This window comes from Mesorhizobium sp. WSM4816, assembly GCF_055811535.1.
Genome location: NZ_JBVVQR010000013.1, coordinates 40779 through 61105 on the forward strand (window position 1 = coordinate 40779; position 20327 = coordinate 61105).

At 63.5% G+C, this 20327-nt stretch carries 19 protein-coding genes; 15 read left to right on the top strand and 4 right to left on the bottom strand.

What is annotated here, in order from left to right; all coding sequences use genetic code 11:
• Positions 1 to 169: 169 nt before the first annotated feature.
• The 5 genes from AC0L3H_RS15995 to AC0L3H_RS16015 all read left to right on the top strand — a co-directional run bounded on the left by AC0L3H_RS15995 (position 170) and on the right by AC0L3H_RS16015 (position 5357).
• Positions 170 to 730 (top strand): F0F1 ATP synthase subunit delta, encoded by a 561-nt coding sequence (locus AC0L3H_RS15995; protein ID WP_473586109.1) that lies wholly within the window; start codon positions 170 to 172, stop codon positions 728 to 730.
• Positions 730 to 2259: a F0F1 ATP synthase subunit alpha gene (atpA, locus tag AC0L3H_RS16000; RefSeq protein ID WP_023800086.1), complete on the top strand. Its 1530-nt coding sequence runs from the start codon at positions 730 to 732 to the stop codon at positions 2257 to 2259. The genes AC0L3H_RS15995 and atpA overlap by 1 nt, the downstream gene beginning before the upstream one ends.
• A 34-nt stretch (positions 2260 to 2293) precedes the next feature.
• Entirely contained in the window at positions 2294 to 3178 is an 885-nt protein-coding gene (locus tag AC0L3H_RS16005) for a F0F1 ATP synthase subunit gamma (RefSeq protein ID WP_287247004.1), read from the top strand.
• A gap of 72 nt (positions 3179 to 3250) precedes the next feature.
• Positions 3251 to 4834, top strand: coding sequence for a F0F1 ATP synthase subunit beta (gene atpD, locus AC0L3H_RS16010; protein ID WP_473586110.1), 1584 nt, complete (start codon positions 3251 to 3253; stop codon positions 4832 to 4834).
• A gap of 115 nt (positions 4835 to 4949) precedes the next feature.
• A complete protein-coding gene (locus tag AC0L3H_RS16015) occupies positions 4950 to 5357 on the top strand; it encodes a F0F1 ATP synthase subunit epsilon (RefSeq protein ID WP_473586111.1) in 408 nt (135 codons plus the stop codon).
• Between the two features lie 226 nt (positions 5358 to 5583).
• On the opposite strand, the gene AC0L3H_RS16020 is transcribed toward AC0L3H_RS16015, so the two are convergent.
• Positions 5584 to 7068 carry a mannitol dehydrogenase family protein gene (locus AC0L3H_RS16020; protein WP_473586112.1) on the bottom strand — a complete coding sequence of 495 codons (1485 nt, stop codon included), beginning with the start codon at positions 7066 to 7068 and terminating at the stop codon, positions 5584 to 5586.
• A 176-nt stretch (positions 7069 to 7244) separates the two neighbouring features.
• Between AC0L3H_RS16020 and uxaC the strand changes: the two genes are divergently transcribed.
• From uxaC to recQ, 9 genes are all read left to right on the top strand, one after another.
• Positions 7245 to 8654 carry a glucuronate isomerase gene (gene uxaC / locus AC0L3H_RS16025; RefSeq protein WP_473586113.1) on the top strand — a complete coding sequence of 470 codons (1410 nt, stop codon included), beginning with the start codon at positions 7245 to 7247 and terminating at the stop codon, positions 8652 to 8654.
• A gap of 36 nt (positions 8655 to 8690) precedes the next feature.
• Complete coding sequence (locus AC0L3H_RS16030) at positions 8691 to 9668, top strand: TRAP transporter substrate-binding protein (RefSeq protein WP_473586114.1); 978 nt, start codon at positions 8691 to 8693, stop codon at positions 9666 to 9668.
• A 103-nt stretch (positions 9669 to 9771) separates the two neighbouring features.
• Positions 9772 to 10299 (top strand): TRAP transporter small permease, encoded by a 528-nt coding sequence (locus AC0L3H_RS16035; protein ID WP_473586182.1) that lies wholly within the window; start codon positions 9772 to 9774, stop codon positions 10297 to 10299.
• A 4-nt stretch (positions 10300 to 10303) separates the two neighbouring features.
• A complete protein-coding gene (locus AC0L3H_RS16040) occupies positions 10304 to 11584 on the top strand; it encodes a TRAP transporter large permease (protein ID WP_292597357.1) in 1281 nt (426 codons plus the stop codon).
• Positions 11585 to 11593: 9 nt separating this feature from the next.
• Entirely contained in the window at positions 11594 to 12370 is a 777-nt protein-coding gene (locus AC0L3H_RS16045; RefSeq protein WP_023800077.1) for a FadR/GntR family transcriptional regulator, read from the top strand.
• Between the two features lie 27 nt (positions 12371 to 12397).
• Positions 12398 to 13255: a 5-dehydro-4-deoxy-D-glucuronate isomerase gene (gene kduI, locus AC0L3H_RS16050; RefSeq protein ID WP_473586115.1), complete on the top strand. Its 858-nt coding sequence runs from the start codon at positions 12398 to 12400 to the stop codon at positions 13253 to 13255.
• The gene (gene kduD / locus AC0L3H_RS16055; RefSeq protein WP_473586116.1) at positions 13252 to 14019 is read left to right on the top strand and encodes a 2-dehydro-3-deoxy-D-gluconate 5-dehydrogenase KduD; all 768 of its coding nucleotides are present in this window, start codon (positions 13252 to 13254) and stop codon (positions 14017 to 14019) included. The genes kduI and kduD overlap by 4 nt, the downstream gene beginning before the upstream one ends.
• Before the next feature lie 28 nt (positions 14020 to 14047).
• Complete coding sequence (locus AC0L3H_RS16060) at positions 14048 to 14386, top strand: cupin domain-containing protein (protein ID WP_236374618.1); 339 nt, start codon at positions 14048 to 14050, stop codon at positions 14384 to 14386.
• Positions 14387 to 14814: 428 nt separating this feature from the next.
• Positions 14815 to 16659 carry a DNA helicase RecQ gene (recQ, locus tag AC0L3H_RS16065; RefSeq protein ID WP_473586117.1) on the top strand — a complete coding sequence of 615 codons (1845 nt, stop codon included), beginning with the start codon at positions 14815 to 14817 and terminating at the stop codon, positions 16657 to 16659.
• 36 nt (positions 16660 to 16695) lie between these two features.
• Here recQ and AC0L3H_RS16070 read toward each other — a convergent pair whose 3' ends face one another.
• The 3 genes from AC0L3H_RS16070 to AC0L3H_RS16080 form a co-directional block, all read right to left on the bottom strand.
• The gene (locus AC0L3H_RS16070) at positions 16696 to 17811 is read right to left on the bottom strand and encodes a DUF1186 domain-containing protein (protein ID WP_473586118.1); all 1116 of its coding nucleotides are present in this window, start codon (positions 17809 to 17811) and stop codon (positions 16696 to 16698) included.
• Entirely contained in the window at positions 17812 to 18135 is a 324-nt protein-coding gene (locus AC0L3H_RS16075; protein WP_128248061.1) for a hypothetical protein, read from the bottom strand.
• A 79-nt stretch (positions 18136 to 18214) separates the two neighbouring features.
• A complete protein-coding gene (locus AC0L3H_RS16080; protein ID WP_473586119.1) occupies positions 18215 to 19108 on the bottom strand; it encodes an alpha/beta fold hydrolase in 894 nt (297 codons plus the stop codon).
• A gap of 189 nt (positions 19109 to 19297) precedes the next feature.
• On the opposite strand from AC0L3H_RS16080, the gene AC0L3H_RS16085 reads away from it, so the two are divergent.
• Positions 19298 to 20278 (top strand): Tim44 domain-containing protein, encoded by a 981-nt coding sequence (locus tag AC0L3H_RS16085; RefSeq protein ID WP_473586120.1) that lies wholly within the window; start codon positions 19298 to 19300, stop codon positions 20276 to 20278.
• The last annotated feature ends 49 nt before the right edge of the window (positions 20279 to 20327 follow it).

The window sequence follows — 20327 nt, forward strand, 5'->3', positions numbered from 1 at the left end:
ACGCATTGCGGTCTTAAAATGCCTGTGCTAGACGGCAATCGACTTTCGGCCGGGGATAGCGGAAGCCGCGTCTTCGTGCTTGGAAAAATGCAGTAAGGTCAAAGATTTAGCCAGAGTTTTCGCTCGCGCCAATAATCTGCGGCCTGTCAGACAAGAGAAAAGACGGTCCGTGGCCCAATCGTCATCGCCAATCTCAGGTGTCGCAGAGCGCTATGCGGGTTCGCTGTTCGAGCTCGCGCTCCAGGCGAATTCGGTCGGCCAGGTCGAGGCCGACCTCAACAGTTTCGCGGCGATGCTCGAAGGCAGCGCGGATCTGACCCGCCTGATCAATAGCCCGGTGTTCTCCAGCGAGGACCAGGCCAAGGCCATTGCGGCGATCGCCGACAAGGCAGGGATCACCGGCCTCACCGGCAATTTCCTGCGCGTCGTCGCCCAGAACCGCCGGTTGTTCGCCATTCCCGGCATGATCAAGGCATTCCGCCAGATCGCCGCCGAGCATCGTGGCGAGACCGCCGCTGAAGTGACCTCGGCGCATGCGCTGACCGACGCCCAGCAAACCGAGCTGAAGGCGGCGCTGAAAAGCGTTGCCGGCAAGGATGTCGCGATCACCGTGACCGTCGATCCGTCGCTGTTCGGCGGGCTGGTGGTCAAGATAGGCTCGCGCCAGATCGATACGTCGCTCAAAACCAAACTCAATTCGCTCAAGCTTGCACTGAAAGAGGTCGGCTGATGGACATCCGCGCCGCGGAAATTTCCGCAATTCTGAAAGACCAGATCAAGAATTTCGGCAAGGAGGCCGAGGTCTCCGAAGTCGGCCAGGTTCTGTCCGTCGGTGACGGCATCGCCCGCGTCTATGGCCTCGACAATGTCCAGGCCGGCGAGATGGTCGAGTTCCCCGGCGGCATCCGCGGCATGGCGCTCAATCTCGAAGCTGACAATGTCGGCGTCGTCATCTTCGGCGCCGACCGCGACATCAAGGAAGGCGATATCGTCAAGCGCACCGGCGCCATCGTCGATACGCCGGTCGGCATGGGCCTGCTCGGCCGCGTCGTCGATGCGCTCGGCAACCCGATCGACGGCAAGGGCCCGATCCAGGCGACAGAGCGCAAGCGCGTCGACGTCAAGGCGCCCGGCATCATTCCGCGCAAATCGGTGAACGAGCCGATGTCGACCGGCCTCAAGGCCATCGATGCGCTGATCCCGGTCGGCCGCGGCCAGCGCGAGCTGGTCATCGGCGATCGCCAGACCGGCAAGACCGCGATCATCCTCGACACGATGCTCAACCAGAAATCGGTGCACGAGCACGGCCCGGAGAAGGAAAAGCTCTACTGCGTCTACGTCGCCGTCGGCCAGAAGCGCTCGACTGTTGCGCAGTTCGTGAAAGTTCTCGAAGAGCGCGGCGCGCTCGATTATTCGATCATCATCGCCGCCACCGCTTCCGATCCGGCGCCAATGCAGTTCCTGGCGCCGTTCACCGCCTGCACGATGGGCGAATATTTCCGCGACAACGGCATGCACGCGCTGATCAGCTACGACGATCTGTCGAAGCAGGCCGTCGCCTATCGCCAGATGTCGCTGCTGCTGCGCCGCCCGCCTGGCCGCGAAGCCTATCCGGGCGACGTCTTCTACCTTCATTCGCGCCTGCTGGAGCGGGCCGCCAAGCTCAATGACGACAATGGCGGCGGCTCGTTGACGGCTCTGCCGATCATCGAGACCCAGGCCAACGACGTGTCGGCCTATATCCCGACCAACGTCATCTCGATCACCGACGGCCAGATCTTCCTGGAAACCAATCTGTTCTTCCAGGGCGTCCGCCCGGCGGTCAATGTCGGCCTATCGGTGTCGCGCGTCGGCTCCTCGGCGCAGATCAAGGCGATGAAGCAGGTCGCCGGCTCGATCAAGGGCGAGCTCGCGCAGTACCGCGAAATGGCGGCCTTCGCCCAGTTCGGCTCCGACCTCGACGCCGCGACGCAGCGCCTGCTCAACCGCGGTGCACGCCTGACCGAACTCCTGAAGCAGCCGCAATTCTCGCCGCTCAGGGTCGAAGAACAGGTCGCGGTGATCTTCGCCGGCGTCAACGGCTATCTCGACAAGTTGGCGATCGACCAGGTCAGCAAATTCGAGCATGGCTTGCTCAGCCACATGCGCTCGGCCGGCAAGGAGGTGCTCGACGGCATCCGCAAGGAGAAGGCGCTGTCGGACGATCTGCGCGCCAAGCTGAAGGCGGAGATCGACACCTTCGCCAAGACCTTTGCTTGAACGACGGCCGGACGGACGGGATCAGGTTTGAAGCATGCCTTCACTAAAAGACCTTCGTAACCGTATCGCCTCGGTCAAGGCGACGCAGAAGATCACCAAGGCGATGCAGATGGTCGCCGCGGCGAAGCTGCGCCGCGCGCAGGAGGCGGCGGAAGCAGCGCGCCCCTATTCGGAGCGCATGGGTGCGGTGCTGGCCAACATCACCCAAGCGATCGGCGGCGGCGGCGAAGCCCCGGCGCTGATGACCGGCACCGGCAAGGATGATGTGCATCTGCTCGTCGTCTGCACCGCCGAGCGTGGTCTGTGCGGCGGCTTCAATTCACAGATCGCACGCCTTGCCCGCGACCACATCCGCAAGCTTTTGGCCGACGGGAAACAGGTCAAGATCATCTGCGTCGGCAAGAAGGGGTTCGACATCCTGCGTCGCGACTATGCGGCGCTGATCCTCGAGCGCGTCGACTTGCGCGAGGTGAAGACGCTGGGCTTCGTCAATGCCGATGGCATTGCCAAGAAGGTCATCCAGCTCTTCAACGAGGGCGGCTTCGACATCTGCACGCTGTTTTATTCGCAGTTCAAATCGGTGATCAGCCAGATCCCGACAACCCAGCAGATCATCCCGGCAGGCGTGCCTACCGCTCCCGCCGAAGCGACGGACGGCGGCAGTGCCGTCTATGAATACGAGCCGGAGCCGGGCGAAATCCTCTCCGACCTCATTCCGCGCAACATTTCCGTACAGGTTTTTCGCGCCCTGCTCGAAAACGCCGCCGGCGAGATGGGCGCCAAGATGAGCGCCATGGACAATGCGACGCGCAACGCAGGCGACATGATCAACAAATTGTCGATCACCTACAACCGCCAGCGGCAGGCGCAGATCACCAAGGAATTGATCGAAATCATTTCGGGCGCCGAGGCGCTCTAGGCGCGCTCCCATGAAGGTCAGCGACCTTCAGGCGGATCGCGTGAGAAACAAGAGACGAAAAGGGTAAAGACGATGGCGAAAGCAGCGACCCCCCAGAAGGCGGCCCCGAAGACCGCCGCGACGGCGGCAGCACCGGCAAAGCCTCCGGCAGCCGCAGCGAAGGCGGCTCCGGCCAAGAAGGCGGCAGCGCCCGCCAAGGCTGCCGCGGCGAAGGCGCCGACCGTTGCCATCAACAAGACCGGCCTGGCTGGCAAGGTTCGCCAGGTCATCGGCGCCGTTGTCGACGTGCAGTTCGGCGAACATCTGCCGGCGATCCTGAACGCCCTGGAAACGTCCAATGTCGGCAATCGCCTCGTGCTCGAGGTGGCGCAGCATCTCGGCGAGAATACGGTGCGCTGCATCGCCATGGACTCGACCGAAGGTCTGGTTCGCGGCCAGGACGTCTATGACACCGGCGCGCCGATCACCGTGCCGGTCGGTCCGGGCATGCTCGGCCGCATCATCAACGTCATCGGCGAGCCGGTCGACGAGGCAGGCCCGGTCGACGGCATCGAGATGCGCTCCATCCACCAGCCGGCGCCGACCTATGTCGAGCAGTCGACGGAAGCACAAATCCTGGTCACCGGCATCAAGGTTCTCGACCTGCTGGCGCCCTATGCGCGCGGCGGCAAGATCGGCCTGTTCGGCGGCGCCGGCGTCGGCAAGACGGTGCTGATCCAGGAATTGATCAACAACGTCGCCAAGGCGCATGGCGGCTTCTCGGTGTTCGCCGGCGTCGGTGAGCGCACCCGCGAAGGCAACGATCTCTATCACGAGTTCATCGAGTCCGGCGTCAACAAGAAGGGCGGTGGCGAAGGATCCAAGGCGGCGCTGGTCTATGGCCAGATGAACGAGCCGCCGGGCGCACGCGCCCGCGTCGGCCTGACCGGGCTGACTGTTGCCGAATATTTCCGCGACCAGGGCCAGGACGTGCTGTTCTTCGTCGACAACATCTTCCGCTTCACGCAGGCTGGCTCCGAAGTGTCGGCGCTGCTCGGCCGTATCCCCTCGGCCGTGGGCTATCAGCCGACGCTGGCCACCGACATGGGCGCGCTGCAGGAGCGCATCACGACGACGACCAAGGGCTCGATCACCTCGGTGCAGGCGATCTACGTGCCGGCCGACGATCTGACCGATCCGGCGCCCGCGACCTCGTTCGCCCACCTTGACGCGACGACCGTGCTCAACCGCGCGATCTCGGAAAAGGGCATCTATCCGGCCGTCGATCCGCTCGATTCGACCTCGCGCATGCTCGACCCGATGGTCGTCGGCGAAGAGCACTACCAAGTCGCCCGCCAGGTGCAGTCGATCCTGCAGCGCTACAAGTCGCTGCAGGACATCATCGCCATCCTGGGCATGGACGAGCTGTCGGAAGAGGACAAGCAGACGGTGGCCCGCGCCCGCAAGATCGAGCGCTTCCTGTCGCAGCCCTTCTTCGTCGCCGAAGTGTTCACCGGCGCGCCGGGCAAGCTGGTCGATCTCGCCGACACCATCAAGGGCTTCAAGGGCCTCTGCAACGGCGACTACGACCACCTGCCGGAAGCCGCCTTCTACATGGTCGGCGGCATCGAAGAAGCGGTCGAGAAGGCACAGCGCCTGGCGGCCGAAGCGGCGTGATTGGTGAATGGTCAATAGTGAATTGTGAATGGGGAGCAGCGGACAGGAAATCGAGGCTGAGTGAAGGTCTTTCGGACCATTCACCATTCACCATTCACCATTCGCTGAGTTGATCATGCCTGAAGCTTTCAAATTCGAACTGGTCTCGCCGGAGCGCCTGCTGGTTTCCGAGCAGGTCGAATCCGTCGTCATTCCGGGCGCCGAAGGTGAAATGACCGTCATGGCCCATCACGCGCCGGTCATGACCACGATCAAGCCCGGCGTCGTCACGGTGAAGACCGCGGAAGGCAAGACAGAGCGCTACGTCGTGTTCGGCGGCTTTGCCGACATTGTTCCGGCCGGCTGCACGCTGCTGGCCGAATCGGCTGTAGCCGTCGGCGACATCGACCGCGCCGACCTCGCCCGCCGTATCCAGGAAGCCAGGGAAGACGTCGCCGACGCCAAGGACGACGAGACGCGCAGCAAGGCCGAGCAGTTCCTTAGCCAGCTCACCACACTCGAAGGCGCGATTTTGCCGGCATAGAGGGCAGGGCGCCACTTCCCTTCTCCCCCTTGTGGGAGAAGGTGGAATGGCGCGCAGCGCCAAGACGGTTGAGGGGTGTTGGAAGAAATGAGGCGTCGGTGTTCTCGGGAACACCCCTCATCCGGCCGAGCTTCGCTCGGCCACCTTCTCCCACAAGTGGAGAAGGTAAGTAGGCGGTCGGCCCATTAGCGAATCTACCGCGCGCATGGCGCGTTTCAGGGCGGCCTCATGGCCTTTTAGTGACTATCCCCAGCGCTGTGAAAGCAGCAGCCACGCCGCCCTGGCGCAGGCGTTCGAGATGGGCGGCCGCGAGGTCGATCAGCGTCAGGCGCTCAGCACCGCCCTTGGCGAAGCCGGCCAGTTCGAACACCGCCACCACCGCTTCGCCAGCCGACAGATGCCGAGTGTCGAGTGCGGCCAAAGCCAGGTCGAGCGGGTCGGTGAAGTGGTTTTCCGGCAAGGCTTTGCCGCGCGCCTCGCAAGCCGCGATCCAGGCGGCGACCACCAGCATCAGATAGGCGGGCGGGGCACCGTCACTCATCCGCTCCATTGCCGAGGCAATGATGCGCTGGGGCAGTTTCTGGCTGCCATCATTGGCGATCTGCGCCGTCCGATGGGCGAGCGCGGTGTTCGAATAGCGCTTGGCAAGCTGGGCCGTGTAGTCGGTCGTGTCGAGCCCGGCGTCCTTCGGCAGTGTCGTGATCGCCTCGGCCCACAATCCGTCGACAAATTGCTGGATCGCCGGATCGGCGAAGGCGCGGTCGACCGTCTCAAAGCCGCTGAGCAGGCCAAGATAGGCGATCGCCGAATGCGAGCCGTTGAGCAGGCGCAGCTTCATGTCCTCGAACGGCCCGACGTCACCGACCATGGTGACCCCGAACCTTTCCCAGGCCGGCCTGCCCGCCGGGAAATCGTCTTCGACCACCCATTGGCAGAACGGCTCGGTCATGACAGGCCAGGCGTCATCGACGCCGAGCTGGCCTGATATCCGTGCCCGGTCGGCATCGGTGGTCGCCGGCACGATGCGATCCACCATGCTCGACGGAAACGCCACCTCATCGGCGATGTGGCGGGCGAGATCGGTACCGCGCAAAGCGGCGAATTCGACCAGCAGCCGGCGCAGCGTGGCGCCGTTGGCCGGGAGATTGTCGCAGCACAGCACTGTGAATGGCTGGATACCGGCGGCGCGGCGACGCGCAAGCGATTCGGCCAGAAAACCATGCGCCGTTCGCGGCATTTGCGGGTTGGCCAAATCGTGGACGATGTCGGCTTGGGCTGTGTCCAGTCCGCCACCCGCCGCCCTGAGATAGGCTTTTTCGGTGATCGTCAGCGTGACGATGGCGGTGCGCGGATCGGTCAGCGCGGCCAGCACCGCGCCGGGATCTTCCGGGGCCACCAGCATCGACAGGATCGAGCCGACGACGCGCAGGCTTTCGCTGTCGCTGCTCCTGACCGCCAGCGTGTAGAGCCCGTCCTGCGGCGCCAGCGCGTCGCGTGTGTCGGCGCTGCGCAGCGAGACGCCGACAATGCCCCAATCCATCTCTCCCGCCGCCAGGCAGTCGTCGACATAGGCTGCCTGATGGGCGCGGTGGAATGCGCCGACGCCGAGATGGACGATTCCGGGTACGACACGGTCGCGGTCGTATCCGGGGACCGCGACCGAGGCCGGCAATGCCTGCCGCGTGCTGTTGGAAAGGCCTCTGTCTGTCATCGTGCGATGGGTCTGATCGAGCTCGTGCCGGGCGTGGCAGGCATGCGGCGTAACATCCGTTTCGTTCCCGCACAATGGGCTGACGTTGCGTTAAAGTCATCATACAACAATCTATTTTTTGTATGTTGACATTATTTCTTTCCGACCCTACCGATGGCCGGATTGGGAGGAACGACGTGGCCGCATTGACCGATCCGGATCTGCTGTTTCCGTCGGAGGCGCGTCCGCTGTCGCTCGCCCGCGATCTTTACGCAGCTGTCAAGGATCTGCCGATCGTCAGCCCGCACGGTCACACCGATCCGCGCTGGTATGCGCTCAACGAGGCGTTTTCCGATCCAGCGCAGTTGCTTGTTGTGCCGGACCATTACATCTTCCGCATGCTGTTCAGCCAGGGCGTCCGGCTCGAGGATCTCGGCGTGCCAACGCTCGACGGCTCACCGGTGGAGACCGACGGCAGAACGATCTGGCGGCGCTTCGCCGAGCACTATCATCTGTTCCGCGGCACGCCGACGCGGCTGTGGCTCGACCATGTGCTTGCCCATTTGTTCGGCATCGAAGAGCCGCTGACGGCCGCAACCGCCGACGGCCATTACGACACGATCTCGTCCTTGCTGCAGTGGGAGAATTTTCGCCCGCGAGCCCTGTTCGAGCGCTTCAACATCGAGGTCATCGCGACGACCGAAGGCGCGCTCGACGATCTCAGATGGCACCAGATGATCCGCGACAGCGGCTGGGAGGGCCGCGTCGTCACCGCCTACCGGCCGGACGCCGTCGTCGATCCCGATTTCGAAGGCTTTTCTGCCAATCTCGATCGACTCGGCGACATCACCGGCTGCGATACCGGCAGCTGGGCCGGCTATCTCGATGCGCATCGCCAGAGAAGAGCCTTCTTCAAAAGTTTTGGCGCGACCGCGTCGGATCACGGCCATCCGACGGCGGAGACCGCCAATCTGTCGGATGCTGCCGCGCAGGAACTGTTCAACCGCATCCGCCGGGGCTCGGACGACGAGCGTGAGCGAAAACTGTTTCGCGCCCAGATGCTGACCGAGATGGCCAAGATGAGCCGCGACGACGGGCTGGTCCTGCAGATCCATCCCGGCTCCTGGCGCAATCATTCGCCTGCCGTCTTCCACAAGTTCGGCAGAGACAAGGGTTTCGATATCCCGACCAGAACCGACTATGTGACGGCGCTGAAGCCGCTGCTCGACTGCGTCGGGCTGGAGTGCGACCTTGCAATCATCCTCTTCACGCTCGACGAGACCAGCTATGCGCGCGAACTGGCGCCGCTCGCCGGCGTCTATCCGGCGCTGAAGCTCGGGCCGGCCTGGTGGTTCCACGACAGCCCGGAGGGCATGCGCCGGTTCCGCGAGATGACCACCGAGACTGCCGGCTTCTACAACACCGTCGGCTTCAACGACGACACCCGCGCCTTTCCATCCATCCCGGCTCGCCATGATGTGGCGCGTCGGGTCGATTGCGCCTTTCTTGCGCGTCTCGTCGCCGAGCACCGGCTCCGCGAAGACGAGGCGCACGAGCTGGCGCAGGAACTTGCCTATACGCTCGCGAAAAAGGCGTACCGGCTCTAACGGCGCTTGCCGCCATCGTTCAAACGGGAGGAACCAATGCTGCATTTTTCTAGACTGGCGGGAGCTACGCTAATGGCCGCCGCACTGATGGCCGGAACGGCAAGCGCCCAGACGGTCCTGCGCTCGTCCGACACGCACCCGGACGGCTATCCGACGGTCGAGGCGGTCAAATATTTTGGCGAGCTTGTGAAGGAGCGCACGGCCGGCCGCTATTCGGTCGATGTCTATCATTCCGCGCAGCTCGGCGAGGAAAAGGACACGATCGAGCAGGTGCGCTCGGGCGTGATCGACCTCAACCGCGTCTCGATGGCGCCGTTCAACGGACTCATCCCCGAAACCACCGTTCCCTCGCTGCCCTACATCTTCCGCTCGGAAGACCATATGCACAAGGTCATGGACGGACCGGTCGGCGACCAGATCGCGGCGGCGTTCGAACAGGTCGGGCTGGTGCTGCTCGCCTTTTATGACGGCGGCGCGCGCTCCTTCTACAATTCGAAGAAGCCGATCAACACTGTAGCCGATATGGCCGGCTTGAAATTCCGCGTCATCCAGTCCGACATCTTCGTCGACATGGTGGCCGCACTCGGCGCCAACGCGACGCCGATGCCGTATGGCGAGGTGTATTCGGCGATCGAAACCGGGGTCATCGACGGCGCGGAGAACAATTTTCCGAGCTACGACACCGCCAAGCATGCGGAAGTCGCCAAGCACTATTCGCTCGACGAGCACACGATGGTGCCGGAAGCCTTTGTTATGGCAAAGTCGAGCTGGGACAAGCTGACGCCGGAAGACCAGGCGATCTTCAAGGCGGCCGCCAAGGAAAGCGTCGCCAAGCAGCGTGAGCTGTGGGCCGCCAAGGTCAAGGAATCGCGCGCCAAGGTCGAGGCGGCCGGTTCGCAGATCACGACGCCGGACAAGCAGCCCTTCATCGACGCGATGGGACCGGTCTACGAAAAGCACGTCAAGGACGACAAGCTGAAGGCGATGGTCGAAGCCATTAGGGCCGTGCAGTGATCAAGCGGCGGCGCGGGCATTACGCGCCGCCACCCTCTTGCGGAGAGAACCAGTGACCTCCAGCTCAGAACAGAGACCGTCCCTGTCCGGCATCGCGCGGGTGATGTCGCGCGTCAGCACGGCGGCGCTATGGATCGCTGGCATCGGGCTGGTGCTGATGACCGCTTTCGTCGCCTGGCAGGTGTTCGGCCGCTATGTTCTGAACCGCTCGCCGAGCTGGACCGAGCAGGGCTCGGTGATGCTGATGAGCTGGTTCATTTTCCTCGGCGCTGCCGTCGGGGTGCGCGAGAACTATCACCTCGGCTTCGACGTCCTGCTCTACGTGCTGCCGAAAGGCGGCAAGCGTTGGCTGAGGATGATCTCGGATCTCGTCGCGCTCGCCTTCGGCATCGGCATGATCTGGTTTGGCAGCCAGCTGGTCGCGCTGACCTGGGGCGCCACCTTGCCGTCGCTCGGCATATCGGGGGGCTGGGACTACGTCCCGCTTGTCGCGGGAGGCGCGCTCATCGTGCTGTTCACGCTGGAGCGCATCGTGCTTCGCCTCTCCGGTGCGCCGATCGACGATGCGCTCGATGAGCTGCCGCCGGCGGAAGTCGCAGCCGAACTCGACACAGCCAACGTGAAGGTCTGACGCCATGGAACTCTGGATACTCTTTGGCGTCTTCACCGTCCTGATGCTCATCGGCACGCCGATCGCTTTCTGCCTCGGCGTCGCAAGCTTTGCCACCGTCCTCTATATCGGCCTGCCGCCGCTCATCGTGTTCCAGCGCCTGAATTCCGGGATGAGCGTCTTTTCGCTGCTGGCCATTCCGTTTTTCATCTACGCCGGCGACCTGATGGTGCGCGGCGGCATCGCCAGCAAGATCGTTGCCTTCGCCGGCTCGCTCGTTGGCCACATGCGCGGCGGCCTCGGGCAGGTCAACATCGCCACCGCTACACTGTTCGGCGGCATTTCGGGCTCCGCGGTGGCGGAGGCAGCGGCGGTCGGCGGCTTGATGATCCCGCAGATGAAGGCGCGTGGCTATGGAGCGGATTACGCCGTCAACGTCACATCGATGGCGGCGCTGATCGCGCTGCTGCTGCCGCCGTCGCACAACATGATCATCTACTCGATCTCGGCAGGCGGAAAGATCTCCATCGCCGACCTGTTCACCGCCGGCATCATCCCGGGCCTGCTGTTGGCCCTGGCGCTGATGATCACCGCCTATTTCGTGGCGCGCTCGCGCGGCTATCCGACCGAGCCGTTTCCCGGCTTCGCCGCGGTCGCGCATCTCTTCGCGGTCGCGGTGCCAGGCCTGCTGCTGATTGCGATCATCTTCGGCGGCGTGCGATCGGGTGTTTTCACGGCCACCGAGAGTTCCTGCATCGCCGTCATCTATGCGTTGCTCGTGACCGTCCTGGTCTACCGGCAGATGACTTGGGAAGGTTTCGTTCATGCCACCCATGGCGCCGTGCGCACCACGGCCATGGTGCTGCTCATCATCGGCATGGCAGCGGCGTTCTCGTGGTTGATGGCCTTCCTGAAAGTGCCGGCAGCGCTGATAGCGTCGATGAACGCGATCTCGGAAGATCCGCTGGTCGTGCTGCTCCTGCTCAACCTCTTGATGCTGTTCCTCGGCACCTTCATGGACATGGGACCGACGATTATCATCTGCACACCGATCTTCCTGCCCGTGGCACAGGCCTACGGCGTCGATCCGGTGCATTTCGGCGTCATCATGATCCTCAACTTCGGCATCGGGCTGAACACCCCGCCGGTCGGCGCAGTGCAGTTCGTGGCGTGCGCGGTGGGCAAGATATCCGTCTGGGAAGCGATGCGCTCGATCTGGCCGTTCTATGGGGCCGGCCTCGTGGTGCTGGGGCTCGTCACTTACATTCCGGCCATCTCGCTATGGTTGCCGAGCGTCTTCAAATAGGGGCTGGCAATGGCATCGGACATGGCAATCAACCTGAAGGTCGAACGCAAGCCCAAGCTGTCGGAGACCGTGGTCGCGGCGATCCGCAAGCAGTTGCAGGCGGGCGAGATCCAGCCAGGCCAAAAGCTGCCGACCGAGGGTCGGCTGACCGAAACCTTCGGGGTCAGCCGCACCGTCATCCGCGAAGCGCTGGCCAAGCTTGCCGCCGACGGTCTGGTCGAGCCGCGCCAGGGCGCCGGGGTCTTCGTCACCGAGCATATCTCGACGATGTTCGGCACGCTGGCTGCGGACATCGGCAGCAAGGATTCGATCGCGCTCAACGTGCTGGAGGTGCGCCTGGCGATCGAGATCGAATCCGCCGGGCTGGCCGCTATCCGTCGCAATGCCGCGCAGGAAGCGGCGATCCAGGAGGCGTTCTTCGAGTTCGAGCGGCTGCTGTTGAACAGCGAGCCGACAGGTCCGGCCGACCTCGCCTTCCACCGGGCGATCGCCAGCGCCACCAACAATCCGTTCTATGTCGAGATGCTCGACGTGCTTGGCCGGCGCGCCATTCCTTGCGACGTGACATCGCCGTGGTCGACCGAACTCGCCCAATCCGACGCCTATCAGCGCGGACTGCAAGACGAGCATCTGGTGATCCTGAACGCCATTACATCAGGCGATGCCGAGTCGGCGCGCGAAGCGATGCGCGCGCATCTCAGCGCCAGCCAGCAGCGCTATCGCGAGCGCCTGCACGCACGCCAGATTTTTTATGCCGATTCGGTCAAGGCCGCGGCAACCGAATGACCAATGAGGCAGCCCAATGGGACAGCAATGAATCACACTGACAATCACACCGACTTCACCTCGCGCTTCGCCATCGACCCTGTCACCGCTGCGGCGATGGGGACGGACGAGCTCCGCCACAATTTCCTGATCGAAGGCCTGTTCCAGCCCGGCCGCATCGGCCTGGCCTATACGCATTACGACCGCATGATCGTCGGCGGCGCCATGCCTGCCGGGACACCGCTTCCGCTGCAGGCGATCAAGCCGACCGGGACAAAGAACTTTCTCGATCGCCGCGAAATGATCGCCGTCAACATCGGCGGCGCCGGCATCGTCAAAGCCGGCGGCCAGTCCTACGAGCTGCAGCCGCGCGACATGCTGTATCTCGGCATGGGCGCCAATGAGGTGTCATTCGCCTCAGTCAACCCAGCCGAGCCGGCCAAGTTCTATCTGCTCAGCGCGCCGGCGCATCAGAGCCATCCCAGCCAGCTGATCCGCATCGGCGATGCCAAGCGCCTCGACCTCGGCAGCCAGGCGACCTGCAACGAGCGCTCGATCTTCCAGTTCATCCATGCCGAGGGTGTGAAGACCTGCCAACTCGTCGTCGGCATGACCCAACTCGCCCCAGGTTCGGTCTGGAACACCATGCCGTGCCATGTGCATGACCGGCGCATGGAGGCCTATCTCTATTTCGACCTGCCGGAGACGGCGCGGGTGTTTCATTTCATGGGCGAGCCGGACGAGACACGCCATCTCGTCATGCGCAACGAGGAAGCGGTGCTGTCGCCGGGTTGGTCGATCCATTCGGGCGCCGGCACCTCCAACTACGCCTTCATCTGGGCGATGGCCGGCGACAATGTCGACTATACGGATGTCGACCCGGTAACGATGGAAGAGCTGCGATGAGCGCCCTCTCGGCTTTCAGCCTGGCCGGCAAGCGCATTCTCGTCACCGGCGCTAACACCGGCATTGGCCAAGGCATCGCCCTGTCGATCGCGCGCGCCGGTGGTGCGGTGGTCGGCGTCGGCCGCTCTGCAATGGATGAGACCGCGGAAAAGATCGCTGCTGCGGGCGGCGGCTTCGAGGCGGTGCGCTGCGATCTTGCCGACCACGCCGCCGCCCAGGCGATGCTCGATCGCGTCTGGGACGAAACCGGGCCGCTCGACGGACTGGTCAACAATGCCGGGATCATCCGGCGCGCCGACGCCGTCGATCTGGGGCAAGCCGATTGGGAGGATGTCATGGACGTCAACCTGAAGACGGTGTTTTTTCTCAGCCAGAGCTTCGCCCGGCGCGTGCTTGCCGATCCCGAACGGCGCGGCAAGATCGTCAACATCGCCTCGGTGCTGAGCTTCCAGGGCGGCATCCGCGTCGCCTCCTACACCGCCTCGAAACATGGCGTGCTCGGCATCACCCGGTTGCTCGCCTGCGAATGGGCGTCGAAAGGTATCAACGTCAACAGCATTGCGCCCGGCTACATCGAAACCAACAACACCGAGGCGCTACGTGCCGACCCGGACCGCAGCACGGCCATTCTGGCGCGCATTCCGGCCGGGCGCTGGGGCGGGCCGGAAGACATCGGCGACGCGGCCGTCTTCCTGCTGGCGCCGGCGTCAAACTACATGCATGGCGCGGTTGTGCCGGTGGACGGCGGCTGGCTGGCACGATGAGGCGCATGCCCATGATGAGGATGTGGCGATGACCGGAACGAAGATCTTTGCGCATGCCGGCGAGGGCGCGTGGACGCCGACCGCGGATGGCAACCGCAGGCGCGTTCTGCTGCACACCGACGAATTGATGATGGTCGAGTTCGGGTTCGACAAGGGCGGTGTCGGCGCGCTGCATTCGCACCCGCATGTCCAGGCGAGCTATGTCGCCGAGGGCCGCTTCGAGGTCACCATCGACGGCACGACCGAGATCCTGGAAACGGGAAGCAGCTTCATCGTCCCTTCCAACCTGATCCACGGCGTCAAGGCGCTCGAGGCCGGCCGCCTCGTCGACAGCTTTACCCCGCATCGCGCCGATTTCCTCGACTGACCGTACGAGAACCCCCCGCAGCTCACCACGCAGCGGCAGCCTGTCTCGGAAGCGAAAAGCCCGCGCCTCCGGAGAGACGCGGGCGTGTTGCCTGGGCGCTTGTGGCGCCGCGGTACTCAAACATCACCGCAGGACCTGAACCTGCCGAATCATGGTGAAGATAGGATTAATCGGCCCGAGCCGTTGCGCGATATTCACAGCCAAAGTGAATAGAGGCTGGAATCACGCTCGCATATCCGCCAATGAGGGGGATAACTTTTCAGACGGAGCCGACGGAGACAGGACTTGAGGAGCGTTCGAATGTCCGAATCGGCTATCCAAGCGGTCACCCGACGATTCGCCAGGGAGCTTCGGCAGATCACGTCGCCGCTGACTCGGGCCGTTCCCCCAATGCCTTTTCGGGCAGCGCCGATCATAGAAATTCCCTGATGCAGGCAGCGGCGGCGAGCGTCCCGGCGGAGGATCCCAAGCGGCGCGTCCTGAAGGACGTGTTCGGCTTCGACGATTTTCGTCCCGGCCAGGACGCCGTGACGGAGGCGCTGCTGGCCGGGCGTCATGTGTTGGCCGTCATGCCGACCGGCGCCGGCAAATCGCTCTGCTACCAGGTCCCGGCGCTGGTCCTGGGCGGCCTCACCATTGTCGTTTCGCCGCTGGTGGCGCTGATGCAGGACCAGGTCGCCGCATTGCGTCTTGCCGGCGTGGCGGCCGATACGATCAATTCCTCGCTCGATCGCGATGCCAATGTCGCCGCATGGCGCCGCGTCGCGGCGGGCCAGACGCGCCTGCTCTATCTTGCACCGGAGCGGCTCATGACCGTGCGGATGCTCGAGGCGCTGGCCAGGCTCGACATCCGGCTGATCGCTGTCGACGAGGCGCATTGCATCTCCCAATGGGGGCCGTCGTTCCGGCGCGAATATGAAGAGTTGTCGCGGCTGCGCGACATTTTCGCTGATGTGCCGATCATTGCGCTGACCGCGACAGCGGACGAGGCGACGCGCACCGACATCGCCGGACAGCTGTTCGCCGGGCGCGTCGAAACCCTGGTGCTGGGTTTCGACCGGCCGAACATCAAGCTTGGCGTCGAGGCCAAGCAGGACAGCAAGCGCCAATTGCTGGGCTTCGTGCAGCGTCATGCCGGCCGCAGCGGGATCGTCTATTGCCTGTCGCGCAAGAAGACGGAAGAGATGGCGGCGTTCCTCGATAAGAACGGCGTGCGCGCCCTGGCCTATCATGCCGGCATGAGCAAGGAGGCGCGTGAAGCAAATCAAAACGCTTTCATGACCCTGTCGGGCGTGGTGATGGTGGCGACCATCGCCTTCGGCATGGGGATCGACAAGCCGGACGTCGCCTATGTCTTCCACACCGACCTGCCGGGCAGCCTCGAAGCCTATTATCAGGAAATCGGCCGCGCCGGCCGCGACGGGCGGGCTGCCGAGGCACATATGCTCTTCGGTCTCGGCGACGTTCGCATGCGGCGGCTTTTCATCGACGACGAGGACGCGCCGGCGGAGCATAAAAGGCGCGCGCATGGCCGGCTCGATACGCTGATAGGCTATTGCGAAACGGCCCAGTGCCGTCGCCAGATCCTGCTTGGCTACTTCGGCGAACCAGCAATGCCTTGCGGCAATTGCGACAACTGCCTCGACCAGACGCCGCACGCGGATGGCGAAGCGGAGGCGCGGATCGTCTTCGCGGCCATTGCGCAGACCGGCGAGCGCTTTGGCGCCGTCCATGTCGTCGATGTTCTGCTCGGCCATGAAACCGAGAAAGTCCTGGCCAGGAACCACCACAGGCTTGCCAGCTTCGGGACCGGCGTGGCGCGCAAGAAGGATGTCTGGCAGTCGCTCATCCGCCAGCTCGTCGCGGGAGGGTTTCTGACGTTGGACTCAGGCGGCCATGGCGGCCTTGCCATCGCGGAAAAGGGCCGCGAGCTGGCCCGTGGCGAGGTCCCGTTCCGGTATCGCGTAGAGGTGCGGAACCGCGCGGCACAAGGCAAGACTCGTCCCATCCCGAATGCTGCCGCGGGTACTGAAGACCTGGATACCGCGCTTTTGGCCACGCTCAAGGCGGTTCGGCTGCGTCTCGCCCGGGAGCGCCAGGTGCCGGCCTTCGTCATCTTCTCCGATCGCGCGCTGATCGACATGGCCGAACGCTGCCCGCGCGACCTCGACGCCTTCGCAGCAGTCAACGGCGTCGGTGCCGCAAAACTCAGGGAATTCGGCGAGATCTTCCTCGGCGCAATCGCTGCGCACCAATCCCGTGGATCGGCCTGAGACAGCCAAGGATCAAGTCCGCGGTGCTGCAGCAGGTCAATTTGCGAGACAGCATTTCTTCGCTTTCTTGCCGCTTCCACAGGGACATGGGTCATTTCGTCCGACATGGCGCAAAGGATTTGTGACCGGCGCTGTCAGGCTCGGCAACTCGTCGAGCCAGGTTTTTTCAGGGAAGGGCGAGTGCAAATCTTCCTTGCCAAAATACTCAAGGTGGCTGGTCCATTCCAACGCTTCAAGCACATCGTCGATATAGCCGAGACCGGTCCGCTCGAATCGATCGACGTCGTTCGGGCTTTGCTCGGCTGCCCGGAGATCGTCTTCGAAATCACTGAGTTCAAGCATGCCCATTGGGACGCGGCCGTCGTCCCACGCGCTGTGAACCAGCGGCGCCAGATCGCGCAAGCCAAGCCGGGCGATTGCCTCCAGCCAGGCGATCCAGGCGAAATCGTCGTCACCGGCCAGCCTCTCGGTGTGGAATCGCTCGAGAAAATCTCGCATTCGGTCACGCTCGAGGCGGCCTTCCCAGGTCAGGAAGGTCGCTGCGCCCAAAACTGCATCGCGGACGTATTCATCGACAGAGCGGTCGCTGATCAAGCTGAACAAAGCGTCGGCGTCGCCATCAAATACGCCGGCGACGATACGCGCCATGCTCTCGGTCACCACGTCGCCGAGCAGGTCATCGAGCTCGCGTTCCGGACGGCGCAGCAGGCGCAACAAGGGCCCGAACGTTCCAGTGTCGCGAGCGCCGCCCAGGATGTAAATGCCTCGCAGGAGCCGCATCTCATCATCCCGCGACAGATCCTCTCCTTCGGCCGCTCTTGCGATGACCGCCCGCAGCGCGGGAGCGGATTCCTCAATCCTTGCGATGCAGTGGGCGATGGCGACGTCCGGAAATTGCCCTTCGCGTGCCAGGTCATGCAGTTGATCTTCAATAGGACCCAGATCGAAGCCGGGCCCGCCACGGCCAAGGACGGTTTCCAGCTCTTCCTTCTTCATGGCATCCTCGCTGTCGTTCGTGCTTGGCAAATCTACGACAGACCGGCTGCCTTTCAACAGTTCATCCGCCGCACGAACGGCAAATACCTGTGCAGAAGGTCTCAGACTCGCGGGATCGCTTCGACAATGCTCGGCCTTCGGCAGCAGGCGCCGCAATCAGCACCTGCTTCGTCTCACAGCTGCGATCGCAGCCTCCTGCTGCTGCAATTGCTCGATTTTCGCGTTCTGGCGGGCAGTGACGGTAGTGGCGACACGCCGGGCTCCCCATAGCCAGTTCGGAATGTTGGTTTTCGCGACTTTGCCCCGGGTGATCGCTGTCGCCGACAGCTCCTTGGCGACTTCGCCCATGGCCACGTTGAGTTCGACGCAACTCATCCTGTCGTATTTCGCTGCATCAAAGGATGCATGGAAGGGCGAAGCGCAACCTCCGACAAACACGAGACTGCATGTCAGGGCCGTGGCTGTAGAGATGGCTTTCATTTTATCAAGCAGATTTGATGCCGGACGGGCGAATGAGGCATGTGAACCTCTACAACACTCTGTCCTGGGCGTCATTCCCCTATTCATCCTCGAAGAATTTCGAGAGAGTCGCTGCAGTCTGATGAGGGTGCTCTTCTGGAAAGAAGTGCCCGCCCGGAACGGGACCTCCTTCAACTCTGTCGGCCCATTTCCTCCAGATAGCCAGCGGGCCGCCTTGCTCCGCATACCAGGTCTCGAGGCCGCCTTGGCTACTCCACAGTGCCAGGAGCGGACATTTGATGCGACGACCGTTTATCTGGTCCAGCGCGTCATGCTCACGATCGATCGTGGCAGCGGCCCGATACTCTTCGCAAATCGCATGAATATGAACGGGATCGCGAAGCGCCTTGACGTAAGCCTCCCTGATCGTTGCAGAGAACATTTCTGCCGGCGATCCCCACTGCACGATCGCATTGTCGACGATGGCATCGGGCGCCGCGCCGATCAGCCGCTCCGGCAGCGGTTCCGGTTGCGCAAGAAGGCTCCAGGGCCAGAAGCCGAGAGCCAGACTGGCATCCGCCCTGTCCCACGCGGCGGCGGTCGGGATGACGTCGAGGACCGCGACCTTGGACATCTCATCGGGGTGATCGAGTGCCAGGCGATAGGCGACCCGCCCACCGCGGTCGTGTCCGGCAACCATGAACCGCTCAAAACCCAACTGCTGCATGACTTGAACCATGTCTGCGGCCATGGCGCGTTTGGCGTATGGGCTATGATCGGCCGAGGAGACCGGGCAGCCACTTTGCCCATAGCCGCGAAGATCGGCGGCGACGACTGTGAAGCGGGGCGCCAGGGCCGCGGCAATATCCCTCCACATCAGATGCGTTTCTGGAAAACCGTGAAGCAGCAGCAGCGGCGGACCCGTTCCGCCGATCCTTGCGAAAATGGTCGTGTCGTCCAGTTGCAAGCTGGTGGCCCTGAAACCTGCAAACACCGTTTTTCTCCTCGGTGTGCCTCAGGCGACAACGCACAAGGTGGCAGAAGGATCACGGTCGGCTGCTTTGCCTGAATTTGTGGCGGCCCTGGAATTCTCCTAAATTGCCAGGTACGGAAACTGCGGCCACTGATATTTCGATCGGCGCACCCCATATAGCGCCAGAGTGTCGCTTGAGGATTTGCCAAGATGATTTCGCGTTCGAGCCGGTTTGCCGTTTTGTTTGCAGGACTGTTCCTGGCTTTTTCCATGGTCACGGCCGATTACGCCGAGGCGCGGCGTGGCGGCAGCTTCGGCAGCCGCGGCACGCGCACGTTCCAGTCGGTTCCGCCGACCAGGACAGCGCCACAGCCGGCCGCGCCGGTCGAGCGCTCGATGACGCCCAACACCGCAACGAACAATGCGGCGCGCCAGACACCGGCAGCCCAACGACCAGGGATCTTCAGCGGCCTCGGCGGTTCGATGATGCGCGGCCTGCTGCTCGGCGGTCTGATCGGACTTCTTTTGGGCCAGGGGTTCGGCGGCTTGGCTGGCATGTTGGGCCTGCTGCTGCAAGGACTGCTGATCGGCGGCGCGATCATGCTAATCATCCGCTTTTTCCGGTCGCAATCGGCACGCAATCAAGCGCCTGCCATGGCCGGCGTTCCCCAGGGCATGGGCAATTTTGGGCGAAACGCGGCAGCCCAGCGCGAGGCGGACAACGTCACATCTTTCCCCATTCCAGGCATCGGGCCTGGCTTTGGCCGGACGGCTCCAGCCAACGATCAAATTACGATGACGCCGGCCGATCTCGATACGTTCCAGCAGCGGTTGACCGAAGTTCAGGAAGCGTTCGGGCGTGAGGACCATGCTGGCTTGCGCCGGCTGGCGACCCCCGAGATGGTGTCGTACCTGTCCGAAGAACTTGCCGACAATGCCAAAAACGGCATCAGGAACGAGGTGTCGAACGTCAGCCTGCTGGAGGCCGATATTGCGGAGAGCTGGCGGGAAGATGATCGTGACTACGCGACGGCTGCCCTGCGCTACGAGTCTCTTGACGTGATGCGTGATCGCGCCACCGGCAAGATCGCCGCCGGCGAAGCCGATCGGCCGACGGAAACAACCGAACTGTGGACCTTCACGCGCCAGAACGGCGGCGACTGGAAGCTGGCGGCAATACAGCAGCCCTGACCGATACGCTGCAGCCTCGGCGGTTCACGTCCTCTGGCGATGGCTTCAG